Origin of the sequence: Rothia endophytica, assembly GCF_039543885.1 — a bacterium.
Classification (GTDB): Bacteria; Actinomycetota; Actinomycetes; order Actinomycetales; family Micrococcaceae; genus Rothia; species Rothia endophytica.
In genome coordinates this window covers 1,362,879-1,380,362 of record NZ_BAABKP010000001.1, presented here as the reverse complement: position 1 = coordinate 1,380,362, position 17,484 = coordinate 1,362,879, and the positions used below count along the sequence as shown (strand labels likewise).

Below are 17,484 nucleotides of genomic sequence, written 5' to 3'. Positions count from 1 at the left end.
ATACCGTGACTGAACAGACCCAGCAAAACCAAGCACCCGAGTTTGAGGTGGGGCAACTTGTGGAAGTAACTCCCGAACGCGCTGCTCACGGTGGCGCTTTCGTTGCCCGCGTCGATGGGCGAGTGGTCTTTGTACGCCACGGCCTGGTGGGCGAAACTGCTACCGCCCGTATCACCGGACGAGGCCCTAAGGGGCGCTTCTTTTTCGCTGATGTAGTGAACGTAGATGTTCCAGGAATTGCGCGCCGCCCGCACCCCTGGTCTGCGGCAGATTCCCTGGCTCACGCTCACCCTCTGGGCGGTATGGAGTACGGGCATATCGTGCCCACTGTGCAGCGCCGCTACAAAAAACAAGTGGTGGCCGAACAGCTGGCCCGGCTGGGCGGCGTACCAGCTGAACATCCCATGCTCACCGATTTGCCCATTCATGCCCTCCCAGAGGCTCCCGGCGCTACCGGTGAGGGGCTGAACTGGCGCACCCGAGCCCACTTCACCGTGGAGCGCGCCACCGGAAAAATTGCTATGTTCCCCCATAACTCCGGCACTCCCGTGCCTGTTGATTCCTTCCCTCTGGTCGATTCCCGCATCGAATCACTGGGCCTGGGCGAACTGACTTTCACCGGCGTTAAGCGTCTGGATGTCGCTGTTTCTGCCACGGACATGCTGGCCTTAGTTTTTACCGTTCCAGCCTCCCAGAACATGGTTGAGGTCGCTGATGCTGTCGAAGCCACTTGCCAGGAGGCTTGGGGCAATATTGAAGACCGCCTTATCACCCTCATTTTTACCGCGGAAAAGCAGGCTGGACGCCGCCGCGGTGCTAAACCCGCAGACATCGTGCGCGGTGCTGGCAACGCCGCCCTGCTAGAAACTGCTACCGTTTATGCCCAAGATTTCTACTGGAACGTAGCCGCTAACGGCTTCTGGCAGATTCACCGCTTTGCCCCCGAGATTCTGGGCAACGCCGTGCTTGATATGGCGCGTTTGCGCAAGAGCCAGACTGTCTACGACCTCTACTCCGGCGCCGGTCTTTTCACCGCAATCGCAGCCGACGCTGTGGGGGACCGCGGCACCGTCCTGTCGGTGGAAGGCTCCCCGCTCACCAGCAAAAATGCCGCTGATAACTTTGCGGAGGACGGGCCCTCACGCACCCACCGCTCCGAACGCACCACCGTGCGTGTTGAGCGCGGTGATGTTTCCCGCGTCCTTACCGGGGTCACAGCAGAGGTAAAAGCCGGCAGGTTCCCTGCCCCTGATGTCGTCATCGCTGACCCCTCACGCGAAGGTTGCGGCAAAACCGTGATGCAACAAATTGCTGATCTGAACCCACCCACCGTGGTCTACGTTGCCTGCGACCCGGCAGCCCTGGGTAGAGATACTGCTTATCTGCGGGCATCTGGCTACCGCCTCATGCGGGTGGAAGCCTTCGATATGTACCCGAACACCCACCACGTGGAAACCCTGGCAGTCTTCACCAAGTACTCAGGCAGCCAGCGGTAGAACAAACCCGCAAGGGTTTGCTCACCGGCTACCAATAAGTTGCCTACCGGCGCTCCCTCCCCACTTCCTCTGAACTTGTTACTGAGGAATGGACGCGCGCACGTCATAAAATTGCAACATAATTAGGTCATGTTTTTCTTTCCGAAGCTGCAATCGTGCGGCGGGAGTGCATACTATATCGAATGCTGGTCTTAGCTATCTGAAATAAAGACTGTGTCCTGACCTGAAAATATGTGAATAAGGTGACACGGGGTACACTGGTTTCGATAGCTTAGCGTCAGAGTGTCCCTTAAGTGTGCATCACACGCGGGCCGGCATCGCAGCCGGTTGGCACCGGGCGGTAGGCGAAGATGAAGACAGTGTCGAGAGGAGTCCCACATATGAGCACTGTGGATAGCTTCGGTTCAAAGGGCGTTTTGAACGTCAACGGAACCGAGTATGAAATTTTCCGTCTAAAGGCAGTTGACGGCTCGCAGAAGCTGCCTTATTCACTCAAGGTTTTGCTTGAGAACCTACTGCGCACCGAAGACGGTGCCAACATTACCGAGGGCCACATTAAGGCACTTGCTAACTGGGACGCATCGTCTGAACCCGATACTGAAATCCAGTTCACCCCTGCCCGCGTTATTATGCAGGACTTCACCGGTGTTCCCTGTGTGGTTGACCTTGCTACCATGCGTGAGGCCGTGAAGGAACTGGGCGGCGATCCCTCAAAGATTAACCCCCTGGCACCTGCTGAACTGGTCATTGACCACTCCGTTCAGATTGATAGCTTCGGTACCTCAGATGCGATCACCCGCAACATGGACATCGAATACCAGCGCAATGGCGAACGCTACAAGTTCCTGCGCTGGGGTCAGACCGCCTTTGACGACTTCAAAGTGGTTCCCCCGGGCATGGGCATCGTGCACCAGGTCAACATTGAATACTTGGCACGCACCATCATGGCCCGCGAGGTTGACGGCGTGCTGCGCGCCTACCCCGATACCGTGGTAGGTACCGACTCCCACACCACCATGGTTAATGGCCTGGGTGTTCTGGGCTGGGGCGTTGGCGGCATTGAGGCCGAGGCAGCTATGCTGGGCCAGCCCGTTTCCATGCTGATTCCCCGCGTGGTTGGCTTCAAGCTCACCGGCACCATCCCCTCCGGCGCTACCGCAACCGACGTGGTGCTCACCATCACCGAAATGTTGCGCGAACACGGCGTTGTGGGCAAGTTCGTTGAATTCTACGGCGAGGGTGTAGGCCAGGTGCCCCTGGCAAACCGCGCAACCATCGGTAACATGAGCCCCGAATTCGGCTCAACCGCTGCCATGTTCCCCATCGACGAAAACACCCTTGAATACCTGCGCCTGACCGGCCGTAGCGAAGATCAGGTTGCTCTGGTGGAGGCTTACACCAAGGAACAGGGTCTCTGGCACGACCCCAAGGCCGAGGTTGAGTACTCCGAGTACCTAGAACTCGACCTGTCCACCGTGGTTCCCTCCATTGCTGGTCCCAAGCGTCCTCAGGACCGCATCCAGGTATCTGACGCCAAGAAGCAGTTCGCTTCAGACATCAAGAACTACGGCGAAGCCGGCAAGTCCGCATCCGTCTCCATGGCAGATGGTCGCGAGTTTGAGTTGAAGAATGGCGCGGTCTCCATCGCATCCATCACCTCCTGCACCAACACCTCCAACCCTTCCGTGATGATGGCAGCGGGCGTGCTGGCACGCAACGCAGCGGCCAAGGGTCTCACCTCTAAGCCCTGGGTCAAGACCTCCATCGCACCGGGTTCAAAGGTTGTTACCGACTACTACGAAAAGGCGGGGCTACTGCCTGACCTCGAAGCCTTAGGCTTCTACGTCGTAGGCTACGGTTGCGCTACCTGTATCGGTAACTCCGGCCCGCTGGAGCCCGAGATTTCAGATGCTATCCAGGACAACGACCTCTCTGTTACCGCCGTTCTCTCCGGCAACCGTAACTTCGAAGGCCGTATCTCACCGGACGTCAAGATGAACTACCTGGCCTCCCCGCCCCTGGTCATCGCCTACGCTTTGGCCGGCACCATGGACTTCGACTTCGAGAAGGACGCCCTGGGCACCGATGCCGATGGTAACGACGTTTACCTGCGCGACATCTGGCCCGATCCCGCTGAGGTTCAGAAGATCATCGACGAGTCCCTGGACACCGCGATGTACAACAAGGAATACAGCACCATCTTTGACGGTGACGAGCGCTGGAAGGCCCTGGACACCCCCACCGGCAACACCTTCGAGTGGGATGCTCAGTCCACCTACGTGCGCAAGCCTCCTTACTTCGAGGGTATGAGCATGGACATCACCCCCGTGGAAGACATCAAGGGTGCTCGCGTACTGCTCAAGCTGGGCGATTCGGTGACCACTGACCACATTTCACCTGCTGGTTCTTTCAAGTCAGACACCCCTGCTGGTAAGTACCTGATTGAGAACGGTGTGCAGCGCAAGGACTTCAACTCCTACGGCTCACGTCGTGGTAACCACGAGGTCATGATTCGCGGTACCTTCGCGAACATCCGCATCAAAAACCAGTTGCTGGACGGCGTTGAGGGCGGTTACACCCGCGACTTTACCGCTGGCGGCGAGCAGGCAACTGTTTACGATGCATCTCAGAACTACCAGGCTGCTGGCATCCCGCTGGTCGTTTTGGGCGGTAAGGAATACGGCACCGGCTCATCCCGTGACTGGGCAGCGAAGGGCACCACCCTATTGGGCGTCAAGGCTGTTATTGCTGAGAGCTTCGAGCGCATCCACCGTTCAAACCTGATCGGTATGGGTGTTGTTCCCCTGCAGTTCCCCGCCGGTGAATCACATGAATCACTGGGCCTGACCGGTACCGAAACCTTCGATATCGCCGGTCTGACCGAACTCAATGAGGGCACCACCCCCAAGACCCTGAAGGTCACTGCCACCGCAGAAGACGGCAAGGTCACCGAGTTCGACGCTGTAGTACGCATCGACACCCCGGGTGAAGCTGACTACTACCGCAACGGCGGCATCCTGCAGTACGTACTGCGCAACCTGGTCCGCGGCTCCTAGTAGCTCGCTGATTAGCTCATAGACCGGTGGCCCCCATCATCTGATGGGGGCCACCGGTCTATGTTTTCAGGGTCAGGACCACCGGTTTTAGCTCCGGGTAGTCTCCCACACACGGCGCCATGTATCAGCCAATGAATCAACGGTTTCGTGGGCGTTGAGCCCGCTGGGCTGAGGCACCACCCACAGCTGAGTAGCCGGGTTCCACCCCTCAATCTGAGAAGTATCTTGCTGCCCCACCTTCGCCTTCCTGTCGCTGAAAGCCTCCCTGTAGGCGGTGATACCGACGACGGCTACTGTTTGGGGCGTGTAGGTGTGGGTGAGCTTTATCAGCCGGGGGAGGGCATCCTGAAGCTCCTGGCGGGTCAACTCATCGGCTCGCGCTGTAGCTCGACCGATCAGGTTGGTGATGCCGATGCCCAGCGCGGCAAGCTGAGCTTCAACCTCATCACTGAGCCCGCGGGAAGCGTCCACCCTAGGGGTCACGATGCCAGCACGGTCCAATGAAGGCCAGAACCTGTTACCGGGAAATGCAAAAGGTGCATTGACTGCCGCCGTCCATAGGCCCGGGTTGATGCCCACAATCAGCAGGCGCAGGGCAGTGCCGGGCAACGGAAGCCTGTCATCAAGGCTACCGTTGATAAATCCTGCTAGTTGATCACGGGTGGGACGTTCGCCATTAAGAGGTGAGGGGTGTTCTGTGCTCATATACTCACCCTAAACCACAGCGCCCCCGCTCACAGAAAGTGAGCGGGGGCGCTGATATAAGGAACGTGCTAAGGAGTGAGCGCTACTTGTTTTGAACCGGGATTGCTCCGGTCTTCACGTCGTAGTAGTTCTCCCAGAAGTCTGCGTTCTTGATGCCCAGGGGACGGGGGTCAAACATGGGGTCCAGACCCTGCTTCTTCTGCTGTTCGTAGTCACGCAGAACCTGCAGGGCAGGCTTCTGAATCACCAGGATGCCCAAAATGTTGAGCCAAGCCATGAGACCCACCCCGATGTCGCCTAACGCCCAGGCAGAGCCTGAGGAGGACACACAACCCAGTACAGTTGCTACAAGAATGAGAAGTTGCAAGCAACGGAGCAGGACGTTGGATGCAACCTGGTTGTTGAGGTTGCGGGTGAGGTAACGCAGGTTGGTTTCTGCCATGTAGTAATAGGCAATAATTGTGGTGAAGGCGAAGAAAGCCAGTGAGATAGCAATGAAGATGGGGCCAGCGCCAGGGATGAAAGTGTCAAAAGCGTTCTGTGCGAAAGCGGGACCAACGGTAACGTTTTCTGCCAGGCCGCCCGAGCCTTCAGCTAGTACCGGTGATTCAATTGAGCCACCCTCGTAGACGCGGTACATACCGGTCGACAGAATGAGGAATGCTGTTGCTGAACAAACAAAGAGAGTGTCAATGTAGACCGCCATAGCCTGAACGAAGCCCTGAGCGGCGGGGTGTTTGACCTCAGCTGCTGCAGCTGCGTGAGGGCCGGTGCCCTGGCCAGCTTCGTTGGAGTAGATGCCGCGCTTGACGCCCCACTCAATAGCGGTGCCGACGATGGCGCCGAAGGTAGCGTTTAGACCAAATGCTGAGGTGAAAATCAGGTTGATGACATCACCGAGCATACCGATATTGATGAAGGCCACAATCACAGCGAGAATGATGTAAACGATAGCCATGATGGGCACTACTACCGAGGCAAAGGTAGCAATACGCTTGACGCCACCGACCACAATGAACGCCAGCAGGATGGTGATGCCAGTAGCTGCCATCCAGGGATGAACGGACGGGAAGGCACCTTCCATAGAAGTTGCAATGCCGTTAGCCTGCACACCGGGGAGGAAGAAACCACAGGCAAGAACCGTGGCGAAAGCAAAGATTGATGCGTAGACCTTAAAGAGACCGGCGTACTTGGTGTGCTTGTAGGCCTTCTCAAAGTAGTAGGCGGGACCACCACGGTATTCACCGGTAATCTTGTCGCGTTCTTTGAAAACCTGACCCAGGGTAGATTCGATAAAGGATGTAGATGAACCTAGGAAAGCAACCGTCCACATCCAGAAGACTGCACCGGGGCCACCAAAAGCAATAGCGGTTGCAACGCCAGCGATATTGCCGGTGCCCACGCGACCTGCAAGTGACAGGGCTAGAGCCTGGAAGGAGGAGACTCCGTCTTTGGAGGATTCGCCTTTGAAAGTGCAGCGAATCATGGTGGGGATTTGCCGGATCTGCAACAACCGGGTGCGAATGGTGAAATACACACCTACTGCTAGGCAGAGATAGACAAGTACGGGAGACCAGATTATTCCGTTCACCCAGTCAATGACTGCAGTCATGATTTGTATCCGTTCGTGTGGGGCTAGCTGATAATGCTAGCTGTGTAATGATGCCAGTCTCTGCGGCGTATAAAACTGTGTCATACCGCTTAATGTGAGCTGTTGAACACTGATAATAAACGCTGGGTCAAACTTATGGAAGCAGCCACGCGCCCTGAAACCTAAACGAAACACAAAAGGGCGGCCTAATGTTTGCCCGGTAAAATCGCTAATCGTTCGGTGAGCGGGTAAAGTTACTTTCCTGTACGACATAGTTTAATGACCGGTGAGCAGTGCTGAGCTACCAGAGATGCTTGGGTAGATCCGGTCCTTTAGGGAGCAACCGTGGGACTACTTGAAACAATCCGCGAACCGGGCGACCTCAATAGCCTAACTGCCTTACAGCTCACTGAGTTGGCGCAGGAGATTCGGGAATTTCTGGTGAAAACTGTTTCTCAGACCGGTGGGCACCTGGGCCCTAACCTTGGGGTCGTAGAGCTAACTGTGGGTATTCACCGTGTCTTTAGCTCACCACATGACTCTCTCATCTTTGACACCGGGCACCAGTCCTACGTTCACAAACTGCTGACCGGACGGCAAAATTTTGAAACTTTGCGCCAAAAAGATGGCCTAGCGGGTTACCCTGAGCGAGCTGAATCTGAACACGATATCGTCGAGTCATCTCACGCGTCCTCATCGCTCTCCTGGGCCGACGGGGTCTCTCGCGCTCGCCAACTGGAGGGAGAAACCGACCGCTACACCGTTGCTGTCATTGGGGATGGAGCATTGACCGGTGGCATGGCCTGGGAAGCTATCAATAACATTGCGGCAGACAAGAACCGTAAGGTAGTTATCGTGGTCAATGATAACGGCCGATCCTACGCACCTACAGTGGGCGGCTTTGCCAACCAGCTGGCAGCCCTACAACACGAACTGCAAAACAAGCTGGATAAGGTTCGCCTTGATAGTCGTTACGAGCGCACCTTGACCACCGCCCGGGAGAAACTTCAGCAGGGCGGGCCACTCGGTCGCATGGTTTACCAGGGCCTGCACGGTATGAAAGCCGGGATCAAGGACGTGATGGTGCCCGGCGGTATCTTCGAGGACCTGGGCATGAAGTATGTGGGCCCGATTGACGGGCATGATCTTGAAGCCGTCGAATCAGCCCTTGAATCTGCCAAGAACTTTGGTGGCCCCGTGATTGTTCACGCAATCACTGAGAAGGGGCACGGTTACGCGCCTGCCGTCAGTGATAAGGACGACATGTTCCACGCCGTGGGCGTGATTGACCCCGAAACGGGTGAAGCGCTAGCTAAGCCCTCGGATAAGTCCTGGACCTCGGTCTTTGCGCAGGAAATCAAAGAGATTGCCGACGAACGCAAAGATATCGTGGGTATCACCGGAGCCATGCTGATTCCGGTGGGCCTCAAGCCTATGGCCGCAGCCCACCCTGACCGAGTTATTGATGTGGGAATCGCCGAACAGCACGCGATTGCCATGAGCGCCGGTTTGGCCTATGGCGGGCAGCACCCGGTCATTGCCCTATACGCGACCTTTCTCAACCGCGGCTTTGACCAGTTGCTCATGGACGTTGCGCTCCACAAGGCGGGTGTGACCATTGTGCTGGACCGTTCAGGTGTTACAGGCCCCGACGGCGCCAGCCACCACGGTATGTGGGATCTGGCCCTGCTGCAATTCATCCCGGGTCTGCACCTGGCAGCGCCGCGCGACGCTGTAACACTGCGCGAAGAACTGCGTGAAGCAGTCGCTATCGAGGACGCCCCCAGCGTGGTGCGCTACCCCAAGGGTTCGGTTGGTGCAGACATCCCTGCTCTTGAGCGACTGGCAGATGGCACTGATATCCTCGCACGTACCGGCGAACCGCACACCGAAACCGGTCAACGCGATGTCTTGTTGATTGGTGTGGGAGCCTTTGCGCGCCTGGCTCTGCAGGTGGCCGAACTCCTTGAAGACCGGGGTGTTACCCTTACCGTGATCGACCCCCGCTGGGTCATGCCTGTGCCGTCTTCCGTGGTTGATCTTGCCGGGCAACACCGCATCGTGGTGTCAATGGAGGATGGCGTGCGGGCAGGTGGTGTGGGTTCTCGCATCCGTCAGGAAATGCGAGCAGCAGGTATCGATACCGCACTCAACGAGTTGGGTCTGCCCGCTGAATTCATCAAGCATGCTGAGCGTCACGAAATTCTTGAAGAAGTTGGACTGACACCCCAGAAGATTAGCTCTGATATCCTGGCCCAGCTTTCTGGCACCATGGTTCCCTTTGCTCGAGGTGAAGGTGAAAAGCCCAAACATACTCTCTAAACTACCCTAGCGGTGGGTAACAGATACAGAAAAGGCCGGGGATAGTTATCCCCGGCCTTTTGAGTCGACTGGAAGGCTTTAGCCTACCCAGATACGGTCGCCCTTAATTTCAAGGGGGAATTCTGGCAAAGCTGTTTCAGCCGGACCACCCTGGGGCGCGCCGTCCTCAGTGGAAAAGACAGAAGCGTGACAGGGGCAGTTTATGGTCTTTTCTTTCTGCGCGTTAACCTGGCAACCCTGGTGGGTGCAGACGGACGAGAACGCATGGAAGGTGCCTTCGGTAGGCTGAGTAATCATCACGCTGGTTCCCTGAGCGGTAGCTTTAATAACGCCGCCCACCGGCACATCTGCTACAGCCGCCATGTCAGTGGGCTCTGCAGGGGCACCGGGGTCGATGGAGGCAGCGGTGGCATCGGAATCCATGGAGGAGCCGCATGCGGTAAGAGCTAGAGCTCCTGCACCAGCGCTAACAGCACCAACTGCTGCGCGGCGCGTCATTCCAGGGTTTTCAGTGATTTCTTTGGCTGATGAACAACCACAGGTATTGCACACGGTTTACTCCTTAGAGGTAGAGGGGGCAGACCCCAGAATCTCACCAAAAATCTCAGCAAGAGAGCCTACTACCACTTCAATTTGCCACTCTCGGGCTCCCAATTCAAGCAGGGCTGACCTAAGTCGCGCGGCGGTTGGCTCGGCGGGAGGGTCCCAGCAGAGACGGCGCAGAGTATCAGGCGACAAGAGGTTTTCCTGGGGCAGGGTAAGTTCCTCTGCCAGGGCGACTATGGCAGGTTTAGCCTCAGCAAAGAGCTGGGCTGATAGAGGGCGCTTAGTCTCCCACGCCTTGAGCGGTGGTGGCCCCTCTGCCGGGGTGGTGAAGGGAACCGGTTGGGCATCATTTTTAGCGTCGGCGATTGCCCGAACCCAGCGCGGAGCTTCTCGCTTGAGGGCACGCGTCTGGAAACCCGGAACCTGTAAAATGGCGGGGACCGAACGGGGCATGAGCCGTGCTGCTTGAATCAAAGCGGGATCGGGCAGCAGACGCTTAGGCGCTACGTCTTTTGTTTGGGCAAGACGTTCACGCTCGTACCAGAGGTTGCGCAACGCGGTCAGCTGACGGCGGTTCTTTAGCTCTCTGATTCCCTTAGTTTTACGCCAGGGGTCCTTTTTGGGCTCCCTTTCCCAGACCTCGCACTCATACCTAAACTCTTCAAGGGCGTACCCGAGCTTATCTTGCTCTCGCAGCACCTCTTCAACAGCTTCGCGCAGGTCCAGCAGAATCTCGACGTCCAAGGCGGCGTAGTTGAGCCACTCTTCGGGGAGGGGCCGCTTGGACCAGTCAACCGATGAGTGCTCCTTGGCCAGTTTGAAACCTAAAAGGTTTTCTACCATGAACCCCAGACCAACGCGCTCGAAGCCGGCCAGACGTCCGCCCATTTCGGTATCAAAAAGAGCGTCTGGGTACATCCCCAGTTCAGCCAGGCACGGGAGATCCTGGGTGGCAGCATGCAATACCCATTCCACACCTGAGAGAGCATCATTGACGGGGGAGAGATCCTCAAAGGCTTCGGGATCAATGATGATGACGCCCGACTCGCCGCGCTTGAGTTGCACCAGGAAGGCACGTTGCCCGTATCTAATCCCCGAGGCACGTTCGGTGTCGACGGCGACCGGGCCGCTTTGCTCTGATAAAATCTGAGCAACTCTTCTGAGCCCACGCTCGGTATTAATCACGCTGGGTGTGCCACCAGCGGGAGCCTCAAGCTTGACTAGCTCAGGAATCTGAAGGCTACTGGGTAGCCCAAAGTCGCTGCTCACGGGCCCGGTGGGTGCCGCCGAAGCACCGGGGGGAGTAGATGCGGGCATGGGCCAACTCTCTTTCACGGCAGTAGACATACTCAACTATTATGCCACTTTGTAGAAAACGGCTCCTCAGTCTGAGTTAAGCGCGGTTTACTTCTGTACAGGCTTCTCTTCGAGAGTAAGACAAATAGAGTTGATGCAGTAGCGCAGATCGGTGGGCGTAGCGTAGCCTTCACCCTCGAAAACGTGCCCCAGATGGGAATCGCAAGCTGCACAGCGCACCTCGGTACGCACCATACCCATGCTACGGTCCTGGATGTAACGCACGCTTGACTCGGCTGCAGGTTCATAAAAAGAGGGCCAACCGCAGTGGCTCTCAAATTTCTCGCTAGAGCGAAAGAGCTCAACCCCGCAGGCTCGGCACGAGTAGACACCTTCAGTGGTGGTGTCCCAGTATTCGCCGGTATAGGGACGCTCGGTGCCGCCCTCGCGCAACACAGCATACTCGGTGGGATTCAGCACAGATTTCCAGTTCTTAACCACAGAGCCAACGCCGGGCTTAAAATCGTTCACGATAGTGCCTTTCTTTTTCAGTAGAGGGTATCTTTTACCCTACCTCTAGTAGCGTGCCGGCACACCTTCTTATTCCCGCTTTATACCCACCCAGGGCAGCTGCCCTGCCCAAGCGATGAGGTTGAGCACACCAATCTCGGCCACGTAACTCCAGTGTTCTAAACTGGTCACTATGGTTCAACTAAGCCCTGAAGAAAAACCCGCGAAAATGTGGAAACCGCTGACCTTTGGCCTGGTGTCTGGTGCGACCTTGGCTACCGTTGGTCTGGCAGGCTCAGCCGGTCTAGCAACCTATTTCGCTCGGCGCGTAGTGGTCCCTCCCAAAACCCCGGGAGAGGACGTGCGGGTACACTCTCTGGGGTATGACTCCGTTGATATCGCCGAGGGGCAAGAACCGAGCAGTATCAGAATAGACGCCACAGACCGAACTCGTGCTCGCGGCAATTACGGCTTCTACTTTTCGGGTGGAGCGGGCTTTGCGGTGCTGGGGGAGATCACCAGTTACTCACCCAAAGACCAGACCGTCACCCGTCAGATTCTAAAAATTATGCGTGGCGATATCTCAGACATCGAGCGGGGGCGGCTGAGTGGAGTGGTAGCACCCCACCCTAGGGATGCTGGCTATGCTTTTGAAGATATTGAGCTTAATCTACCGGTTGGGCCCGCCCCTGCCTGGCTGATTCGGCCCGGTGCGTCCCTCACTGCGCTGCCAGCTCAGAAGGCTGAAAGTAGCCCTGCTACCCGTAGCTCTACCTGGGCCATCATGGTGCACGGTATGGGCGCGACCAGGGCTGAAACTCTGCGTGCCCTGAGTGCAACGCAGGCCCTAGGTCTCACCTCTTTGCATATGAGCTACCGCAATGACCGCGAAGCTCCCGCCTCAGAAGACGGTAGGTACGGTTTAGGGTTCACGGAATGGCGTGATGTTGAGGTTGCCATCGACTACGCCTTAGAGCACGGCGCGGACGATGTGGTACTTTTTGGGTGGTCTATGGGTGGGTCTATTTCACTACAGGCTGCCGATAAGGCGCGCAACCGACAGCACGTTAGGGCACTCGTATTGGACGGCCCCGCCCTTAACTGGATTGAACTCATTCAATACCACTCTCAACTCAACAAAATGCCCCTGCGTATTGGGCAACTGGGTGTTTCGATGATTACCCACCCTGCGCTCAAGGTCTTCACCGGGCTCAAGGATCCCATCCGGTTAGAGGAAATCTCCTGGCCACACCGGGCTTCAGATATTAAGGTGCCTACCCTCATCATGCACTCAGTCGATGATGCCTATGTGCCGGTTGGCCCTTCACAGGAGCTCGCCACAAAGTCAGCCCTCGTTGATTTCGTCCCCTTCGAGGAGGCATCCCACACCCGCGAGTGGAACGTGGACCCCGTCAAGTGGGAGCGGACTTTGATTGACTGGCTAGGGCCCCATCTGGGCTAGCTAGGAAGCTGCGATATCAGCGTAGGAACCGGCGGTGATCGCCACCAGGTCATCGCCGGTTAGCTCTACGTCCAACCCCCTTTTGCCTCCCGAGACCAACACAGTGTCAAAAAGCTGGGCAGATTCATCGACCAGCGTCGGGTGGGCAGTCTTCTGCCCCAGCGGTGAGATGCCTCCCACCACATAGCCCGTGCGTTTCTGAGCGACCGCTGGGTCAGCCATGACCGCGTTCTTCCAACCCAGCGCCGCAGCGGCAGCTTTGAGGTTAAGCTTGCCACCCACCGGCACCACACAGACCGCGAAATCCTGTTCGTGATTAATCATCAGGGTCTTGAAAACCTGTTCGGGGGAGCGGCCCAGCTTCTGGGCAGCCTCAACCCCAAAGTTGGTTTCCCCGGCAGTGTGTTCATACTCCCGCACCTCAAAGTGCACCCCGGCGCCCTGCACAACAGCTAGCGCGGCAGTAGCAGCAGCGGTCTTCTTCTTTTTAGCCATGAGACAACCTTTCTCTACTACCCATCAACCCTAGTACCCTCGCGGCAGAGCGCAACATTGAGTAAAAGTGGGGTACAGCACTAGACTAAGCCTGTAAGAATCACCGACACGCACACGGGATAAGAGTCACACCCTTGGTCACCACCGTCCACCTCACTGATCGCACCCCCAACGTCTCAGCAGACGAACTGCTGGCGGGCTTCCGCCCCTCCGAACGATTCGGTGAGGTCTCCTTTGACACCTACCGCCCGGACCCTGCCCAGCCATCACAGCAACAAGCGGTGGACGCCCTCCGAGCCTTTGGTGCCAGCATCAACAGGGGAAGTGCAACAACAGGCGGCTTCTTCGGCAAGCTTTTCGGTGGATCCAAGAAAAAACCAGCGACTAAGGCCGGGCTCTACCTGGATGGCGGCTTTGGCGTCGGCAAAACCCACCTGCTGGCCTCCCTCTGGCACTCGGTAGAAGGCCCCAAAGCCTTTGGTACCTTCGTTGAATACACCAACCTGGTGGGTGCCCTCACCTTCCGCAAAACCGTAGAAGCCCTCTCTGCCTATAAGTTGGTCTGCATCGACGAATTTGAACTCGATGATCCCGGTGACACCGTGCTCATGTCCCGACTCATGCGCGAACTAGCAGAGGCTGGCGTCAAGCTGGTCGCCACCTCTAACACCCTGCCGGGATCACTCGGCGAAGGCCGTTTCGCTGCGGCTGACTTCAAACGTGAAATCCAGGTGCTGGCCGAACAGTTCGACGTCATCCGAGTAGACGGTGAGGACTTCCGCCACCGCGGCCTACCCGCAGCGCCCGCCCCCGTCTCTGACACGGACTTTGACACCACCGTCGCCCAAAACTTCGGTGACCTCGGCACCATCGCCGTTGATAACTTCCTAGACCTCATCAACCATCTTTCACGCGTGCACCCCTCCCGCTACCGCGAATTTATCACCGGTCTCGACGCTGTCGCCTGGAAAAACGTACAAACCATCGACCAGCAAGCTGTAGCCCTTCGCTTCGTTGTACTCGCCGACCGCCTCTACGACAAAGACCTTCCCATCATCGCCAGCGGCGTACCCTTCAATCGCGTCTTCACCCAAGAAATGATGGAAGGTGGCTACCAGAAGAAGTACTTCCGCGCGGTTTCACGCCTCACCGCACTGGCTCGTGAAGGATCTGGCCAACCGGAATAGAAGGCGCGAAACCACTCCGTTCGCTCTTGTGAGCTCGCGCGCTCGCTCCCGCTCACTCCGTCCCGTCTCACCGCACTGGCTCGTGAAGGAGCTGGCCAACCGGAATAGGAGGCGCGAAACCACTCCGTTCGCTCTTGTGAGCTCGCGCGCTCGCTCCCGCTCACTCCGTCCCGTCTCACCGCACTGGCTCGTGAAGGATCTGGCCAACCGGAATAGGAGGCGCGAAACCACTTCTTCTTAAACAGGGAATCCCTTCTCAGCCCACTGAGCACGAGTCATGGTAGCTGTTCGCGCCGTTAGTCGAGGCTGCTCACCGCCAGGTAACCGGCGGTCAAACGTCCCCTCAGGCACCGTCCTGATATCGGCAAAACCTACCGCCAGGGCAGCTTTCTCAGAAGCTGTGTTGCCCTCAATAGCAGTCCACGTCAGCTGATTCAGACCTATACCCTGAGGGTCAAAGGCAAAACCCATCATGACTGCCAAAGCCTCTTTAAGGATTCCCTTGCCCCGCATCTGCGGTGCCATCCAAAAGCCGACCTCAGCAGAGTCTTCCTCAATGTCAAACAAAGTGACCACACCCGCGAAAACCCCGCTATAGTCAATAGCCCATACCAGCTCACTGCCATTGGACGCCGCAACGCGAGTATAGTCAATGAACAGACGCGCATTATCCAGGGTGTAGTTCAAGGGAATGCTCTTACACCAACGCACAATCTCAGGGTCGACGCAGGCAGCGGCAATAGCTGCAGCGTCCGCATCTCGCAAAGGACGCAGGGTGAAACGTTCAGCAATCAAGCTTGGATACATAGCTAACCTCTCAATGCAGTAAACACTTCAATCCTAAATGGCTGTGGCGCAGTGCATAGACTAAAAAAATCTCTTGACTAGAGTGAGAAGGTTAAAAATTTCGCTCTGACTAGTGTAAATGAAAATTTCCGCGGAGTGTGACCTAATTTGGCAAGCGGCCGAAAAGGCTGTAATGTATATACACGTTGGTTCGAAGCGTGAAAACGCAACGAAACATCTGCGGTTGTAGCTCAGTTGGTAGAGCACCACCTTGCCAAGGTGGATGTCGCGAGTTCAAGTCTCGTCAACCGCTCGCAAAACCTTTTGTAGGTTTATGCGCGATTGGCGCAGCGGTAGCGCACTTCCTTGACATGGAAGGGGTCACTGGTTCGATCCCAGTATCGCGCACGCATGATACTTAAGTATCGCGTACAGAACTTCGGTTCAACACATCTGCGGTTGTAGCTCAGTTGGTAGAGCACCACCTTGCCAAGGTGGATGTCGCGAGTTCAAGTCTCGTCAACCGCTCCAAGAAAACCCCGGTCCCAGCGACCGGGGTTTTGTTTTACTCTCTCCCAGCAAGCGAGCGTGCATCTTCGCGCCGAGCGTCCGCTCTAAAATGGTACATTCGGTGCTACTGAGACGCACATTCACACGGTAGACATCCAGGGGCTGGGAACGGCAACACCACATTTGCCAAGACCCCCACACCTCTGTATAGTAATTCGAGTTGCGGTTGTAGCTCAGTTGGTAGAGCACCACCTTGCCAAGGTGGATGTCGCGAGTTCAAGTCTCGTCAACCGCTCTCACGAAAACCAAAAGTTTTCGCCCCTCAAACCCCAGGTTTGAGCGTGTGGTGAGGTGGTCGAGTGGTTAGGCAACGGTCTGCAAAACCGTGTACGCGGGTTCGAGTCCCGTCCTCACCTCCACGCGCGATTGGCGCAGCGGTAGCGCACTTCCTTGACATGGAAGGGGTCACTGGTTCGATCCCAGTATCGCGCACAAATGATATATGGGTATCTGGTGCTCACTGTTTCATTACAGTGACCACTCCAGGAAATTTTTATTTCCTCGCTAGCTCGGAAAATTTCCTTCCGTCTGGTTCGATCCCAGTATCGCGCACAAAGAAAACTCCCTAGCTTTTAGCTGGGGAGTTTTCGCTTTAAAACCTAAAGGTGAAAACCGAACAAACGTAAAAATTGAACTTAAACGGTTCAAGGTGGCATCTGGTCTAGAAACCACACTCCGAAAGTGCCAGGCTGGAAATAACGGTTTGAAAGCCCCTCACAGGGCCCCACCAGCACAGGAACACCACATGACTTCGAGAACCCCCGCCGCCAAGCCTCCACTGATCTCCAACGTCCTCGCCAAGTACATTATGGCCATCACCGGCATCGTCTTCGCCCTCTTCGTGATGGTGCACATGTACGGCAACCTCAAAGTCTATAAAGGCCCTGAAGCCTTCAACGACTACGCCCTCTTCCTGCGAACCCTCTTCGAGCCGCTCTTCCCCTACGAGGGTTTCCTCTGGATTTTCCGTGTCGCCCTGCTGGTCTGTCTCATCGGGCACGTAGGTTGCGCTGTCCTCCTCTCAGCACGTGCTAAAAAAGCCCGCGGATCCCACAAACGCAGGGGCCTTAAAGGCTTCAAATCCTTCACCGCCCGCACTATGCCTGTCACAGGCGTCGTCCTCTTGCTCTTTATCATCTTCCACATTCTTGACCTGACCGCAGGCGTGGGTGTGGCACCCGTCGAATTCCAGCACGGTAGCCAAGCAGGCAGTTTCGCCTACGAGAACCTGGTCGCCAGTTTCCAACGCCCTGTAGTAGCCCTCATCTACCTTCTTGCCATGGTCATTCTCTTCCTGCACCTAGCCCACGGGCTCTGGGCAGCGGTCTACGACTTCGGTGTGACCGTCAGCGAAAAAGCCCGCTCCTGGGTCATCCTCGTTGCCGGTGTGTACGCGCTCATCATCATGCTGGGCAACATCAGCATCCCCCTTGCTGTGCTCTTCGGGCTAGTGAAATAGAAA

13 protein-coding genes and 6 tRNA genes are annotated in these 17,484 nt (G+C 56.8%); 12 read left to right on the top strand and 7 right to left on the bottom strand.

The annotated features are described in order from the left end of the window. Positions 1-5: 5 nt before the first annotated feature. Both ABD982_RS06185 and acnA read left to right on the top strand, forming a co-directional pair. Positions 6-1,496 carry a class I SAM-dependent RNA methyltransferase gene (locus ABD982_RS06185; RefSeq protein ID WP_345445621.1) on the top strand — a complete coding sequence of 497 codons (1,491 nt, stop codon included), beginning with the start codon at positions 6-8 and terminating at the stop codon, positions 1,494-1,496. Positions 1,497-1,876: 380 nt separating this feature from the next. Then, the gene (gene acnA, locus ABD982_RS06180) at positions 1,877-4,552 is read left to right on the top strand and encodes an aconitate hydratase AcnA (protein WP_345445619.1); all 2,676 of its coding nucleotides are present in this window, start codon (positions 1,877-1,879) and stop codon (positions 4,550-4,552) included. A gap of 87 nt (positions 4,553-4,639) precedes the next feature. Here acnA and ABD982_RS06175 read toward each other — a convergent pair whose 3' ends face one another. Both ABD982_RS06175 and ABD982_RS06170 read right to left on the bottom strand, forming a co-directional pair. Beyond that, on the bottom strand, positions 4,640-5,257 hold the full coding sequence (locus ABD982_RS06175; protein WP_345445617.1) for a mismatch-specific DNA-glycosylase: 618 nt from the start codon (positions 5,255-5,257) through the stop codon (positions 4,640-4,642). 82 nt (positions 5,258-5,339) lie between these two features. After that, entirely contained in the window at positions 5,340-6,869 is a 1,530-nt protein-coding gene (locus ABD982_RS06170) for an alanine/glycine:cation symporter family protein (protein ID WP_345445616.1), read from the bottom strand. A 324-nt stretch (positions 6,870-7,193) separates the two neighbouring features. On the opposite strand from ABD982_RS06170, the gene dxs reads away from it, so the two are divergent. Next, on the top strand, positions 7,194-9,170 hold the full coding sequence (dxs, locus tag ABD982_RS06165) for a 1-deoxy-D-xylulose-5-phosphate synthase (protein ID WP_345445614.1): 1,977 nt from the start codon (positions 7,194-7,196) through the stop codon (positions 9,168-9,170). A gap of 78 nt (positions 9,171-9,248) precedes the next feature. Here the strand turns inward: dxs and ABD982_RS06160 are convergent, their stop codons facing one another. From ABD982_RS06160 to msrB, 3 genes are all read right to left on the bottom strand, one after another. Beyond that, complete coding sequence (locus ABD982_RS06160) at positions 9,249-9,722, bottom strand: QcrA and Rieske domain-containing protein (RefSeq protein WP_345445612.1); 474 nt, start codon at positions 9,720-9,722, stop codon at positions 9,249-9,251. 3 nt (positions 9,723-9,725) lie between these two features. Next, positions 9,726-11,033: an HRDC domain-containing protein gene (locus tag ABD982_RS06155; RefSeq protein WP_345445610.1), complete on the bottom strand. Its 1,308-nt coding sequence runs from the start codon at positions 11,031-11,033 to the stop codon at positions 9,726-9,728. An 87-nt stretch (positions 11,034-11,120) separates the two neighbouring features. Beyond that, positions 11,121-11,543, bottom strand: coding sequence for a peptide-methionine (R)-S-oxide reductase MsrB (gene msrB, locus ABD982_RS06150; RefSeq protein WP_251379869.1), 423 nt, complete (start codon positions 11,541-11,543; stop codon positions 11,121-11,123). A gap of 208 nt (positions 11,544-11,751) precedes the next feature. Here msrB and ABD982_RS06145 point away from each other — a divergent pair, with 208 nt between their 5' ends. Further along, positions 11,752-12,984 carry an alpha/beta hydrolase family protein gene (locus ABD982_RS06145; protein WP_345445607.1) on the top strand — a complete coding sequence of 411 codons (1,233 nt, stop codon included), beginning with the start codon at positions 11,752-11,754 and terminating at the stop codon, positions 12,982-12,984. On the opposite strand, the gene ybaK is transcribed toward ABD982_RS06145, so the two are convergent. Next, entirely contained in the window at positions 12,985-13,479 is a 495-nt protein-coding gene (ybaK, locus tag ABD982_RS06140; protein ID WP_345445605.1) for a Cys-tRNA(Pro) deacylase, read from the bottom strand. A gap of 134 nt (positions 13,480-13,613) precedes the next feature. Here ybaK and zapE point away from each other — a divergent pair, with 134 nt between their 5' ends. After that, positions 13,614-14,666, top strand: coding sequence for a cell division protein ZapE (gene zapE / locus ABD982_RS06135; protein ID WP_345445603.1), 1,053 nt, complete (start codon positions 13,614-13,616; stop codon positions 14,664-14,666). A gap of 237 nt (positions 14,667-14,903) precedes the next feature. On the opposite strand, the gene ABD982_RS06130 is transcribed toward zapE, so the two are convergent. Further along, positions 14,904-15,473, bottom strand: a complete 570-nt coding sequence (locus ABD982_RS06130) for a GNAT family N-acetyltransferase (RefSeq protein ID WP_345445601.1) — start codon at positions 15,471-15,473, stop codon at positions 14,904-14,906. A 219-nt stretch (positions 15,474-15,692) separates the two neighbouring features. On the opposite strand from ABD982_RS06130, the gene ABD982_RS06125 reads away from it, so the two are divergent. From ABD982_RS06125 to ABD982_RS06095, 7 genes are all read left to right on the top strand, one after another. Continuing rightward, positions 15,693-15,765 (top strand) — tRNA-Gly (locus tag ABD982_RS06125). 23 nt (positions 15,766-15,788) lie between these two features. After that, positions 15,789-15,860: transfer RNA gene (locus ABD982_RS06120), tRNA-Val, on the top strand. Between the two features lie 47 nt (positions 15,861-15,907). Then, positions 15,908-15,983, top strand: a tRNA-Gly gene (locus ABD982_RS06115). Between the two features lie 201 nt (positions 15,984-16,184). Next, a tRNA-Gly gene (locus ABD982_RS06110) sits at positions 16,185-16,257 on the top strand. A gap of 50 nt (positions 16,258-16,307) precedes the next feature. After that, a tRNA-Cys gene (locus ABD982_RS06105) sits at positions 16,308-16,381 on the top strand. Position 16,382: 1 nt separating this feature from the next. Beyond that, positions 16,383-16,454, top strand: a tRNA-Val gene (locus tag ABD982_RS06100). 313 nt (positions 16,455-16,767) lie between these two features. Beyond that, the gene (locus tag ABD982_RS06095) at positions 16,768-17,481 is read left to right on the top strand and encodes a succinate dehydrogenase cytochrome b subunit (protein WP_345445599.1); all 714 of its coding nucleotides are present in this window, start codon (positions 16,768-16,770) and stop codon (positions 17,479-17,481) included. The last annotated feature ends 3 nt before the right edge of the window (positions 17,482-17,484 follow it).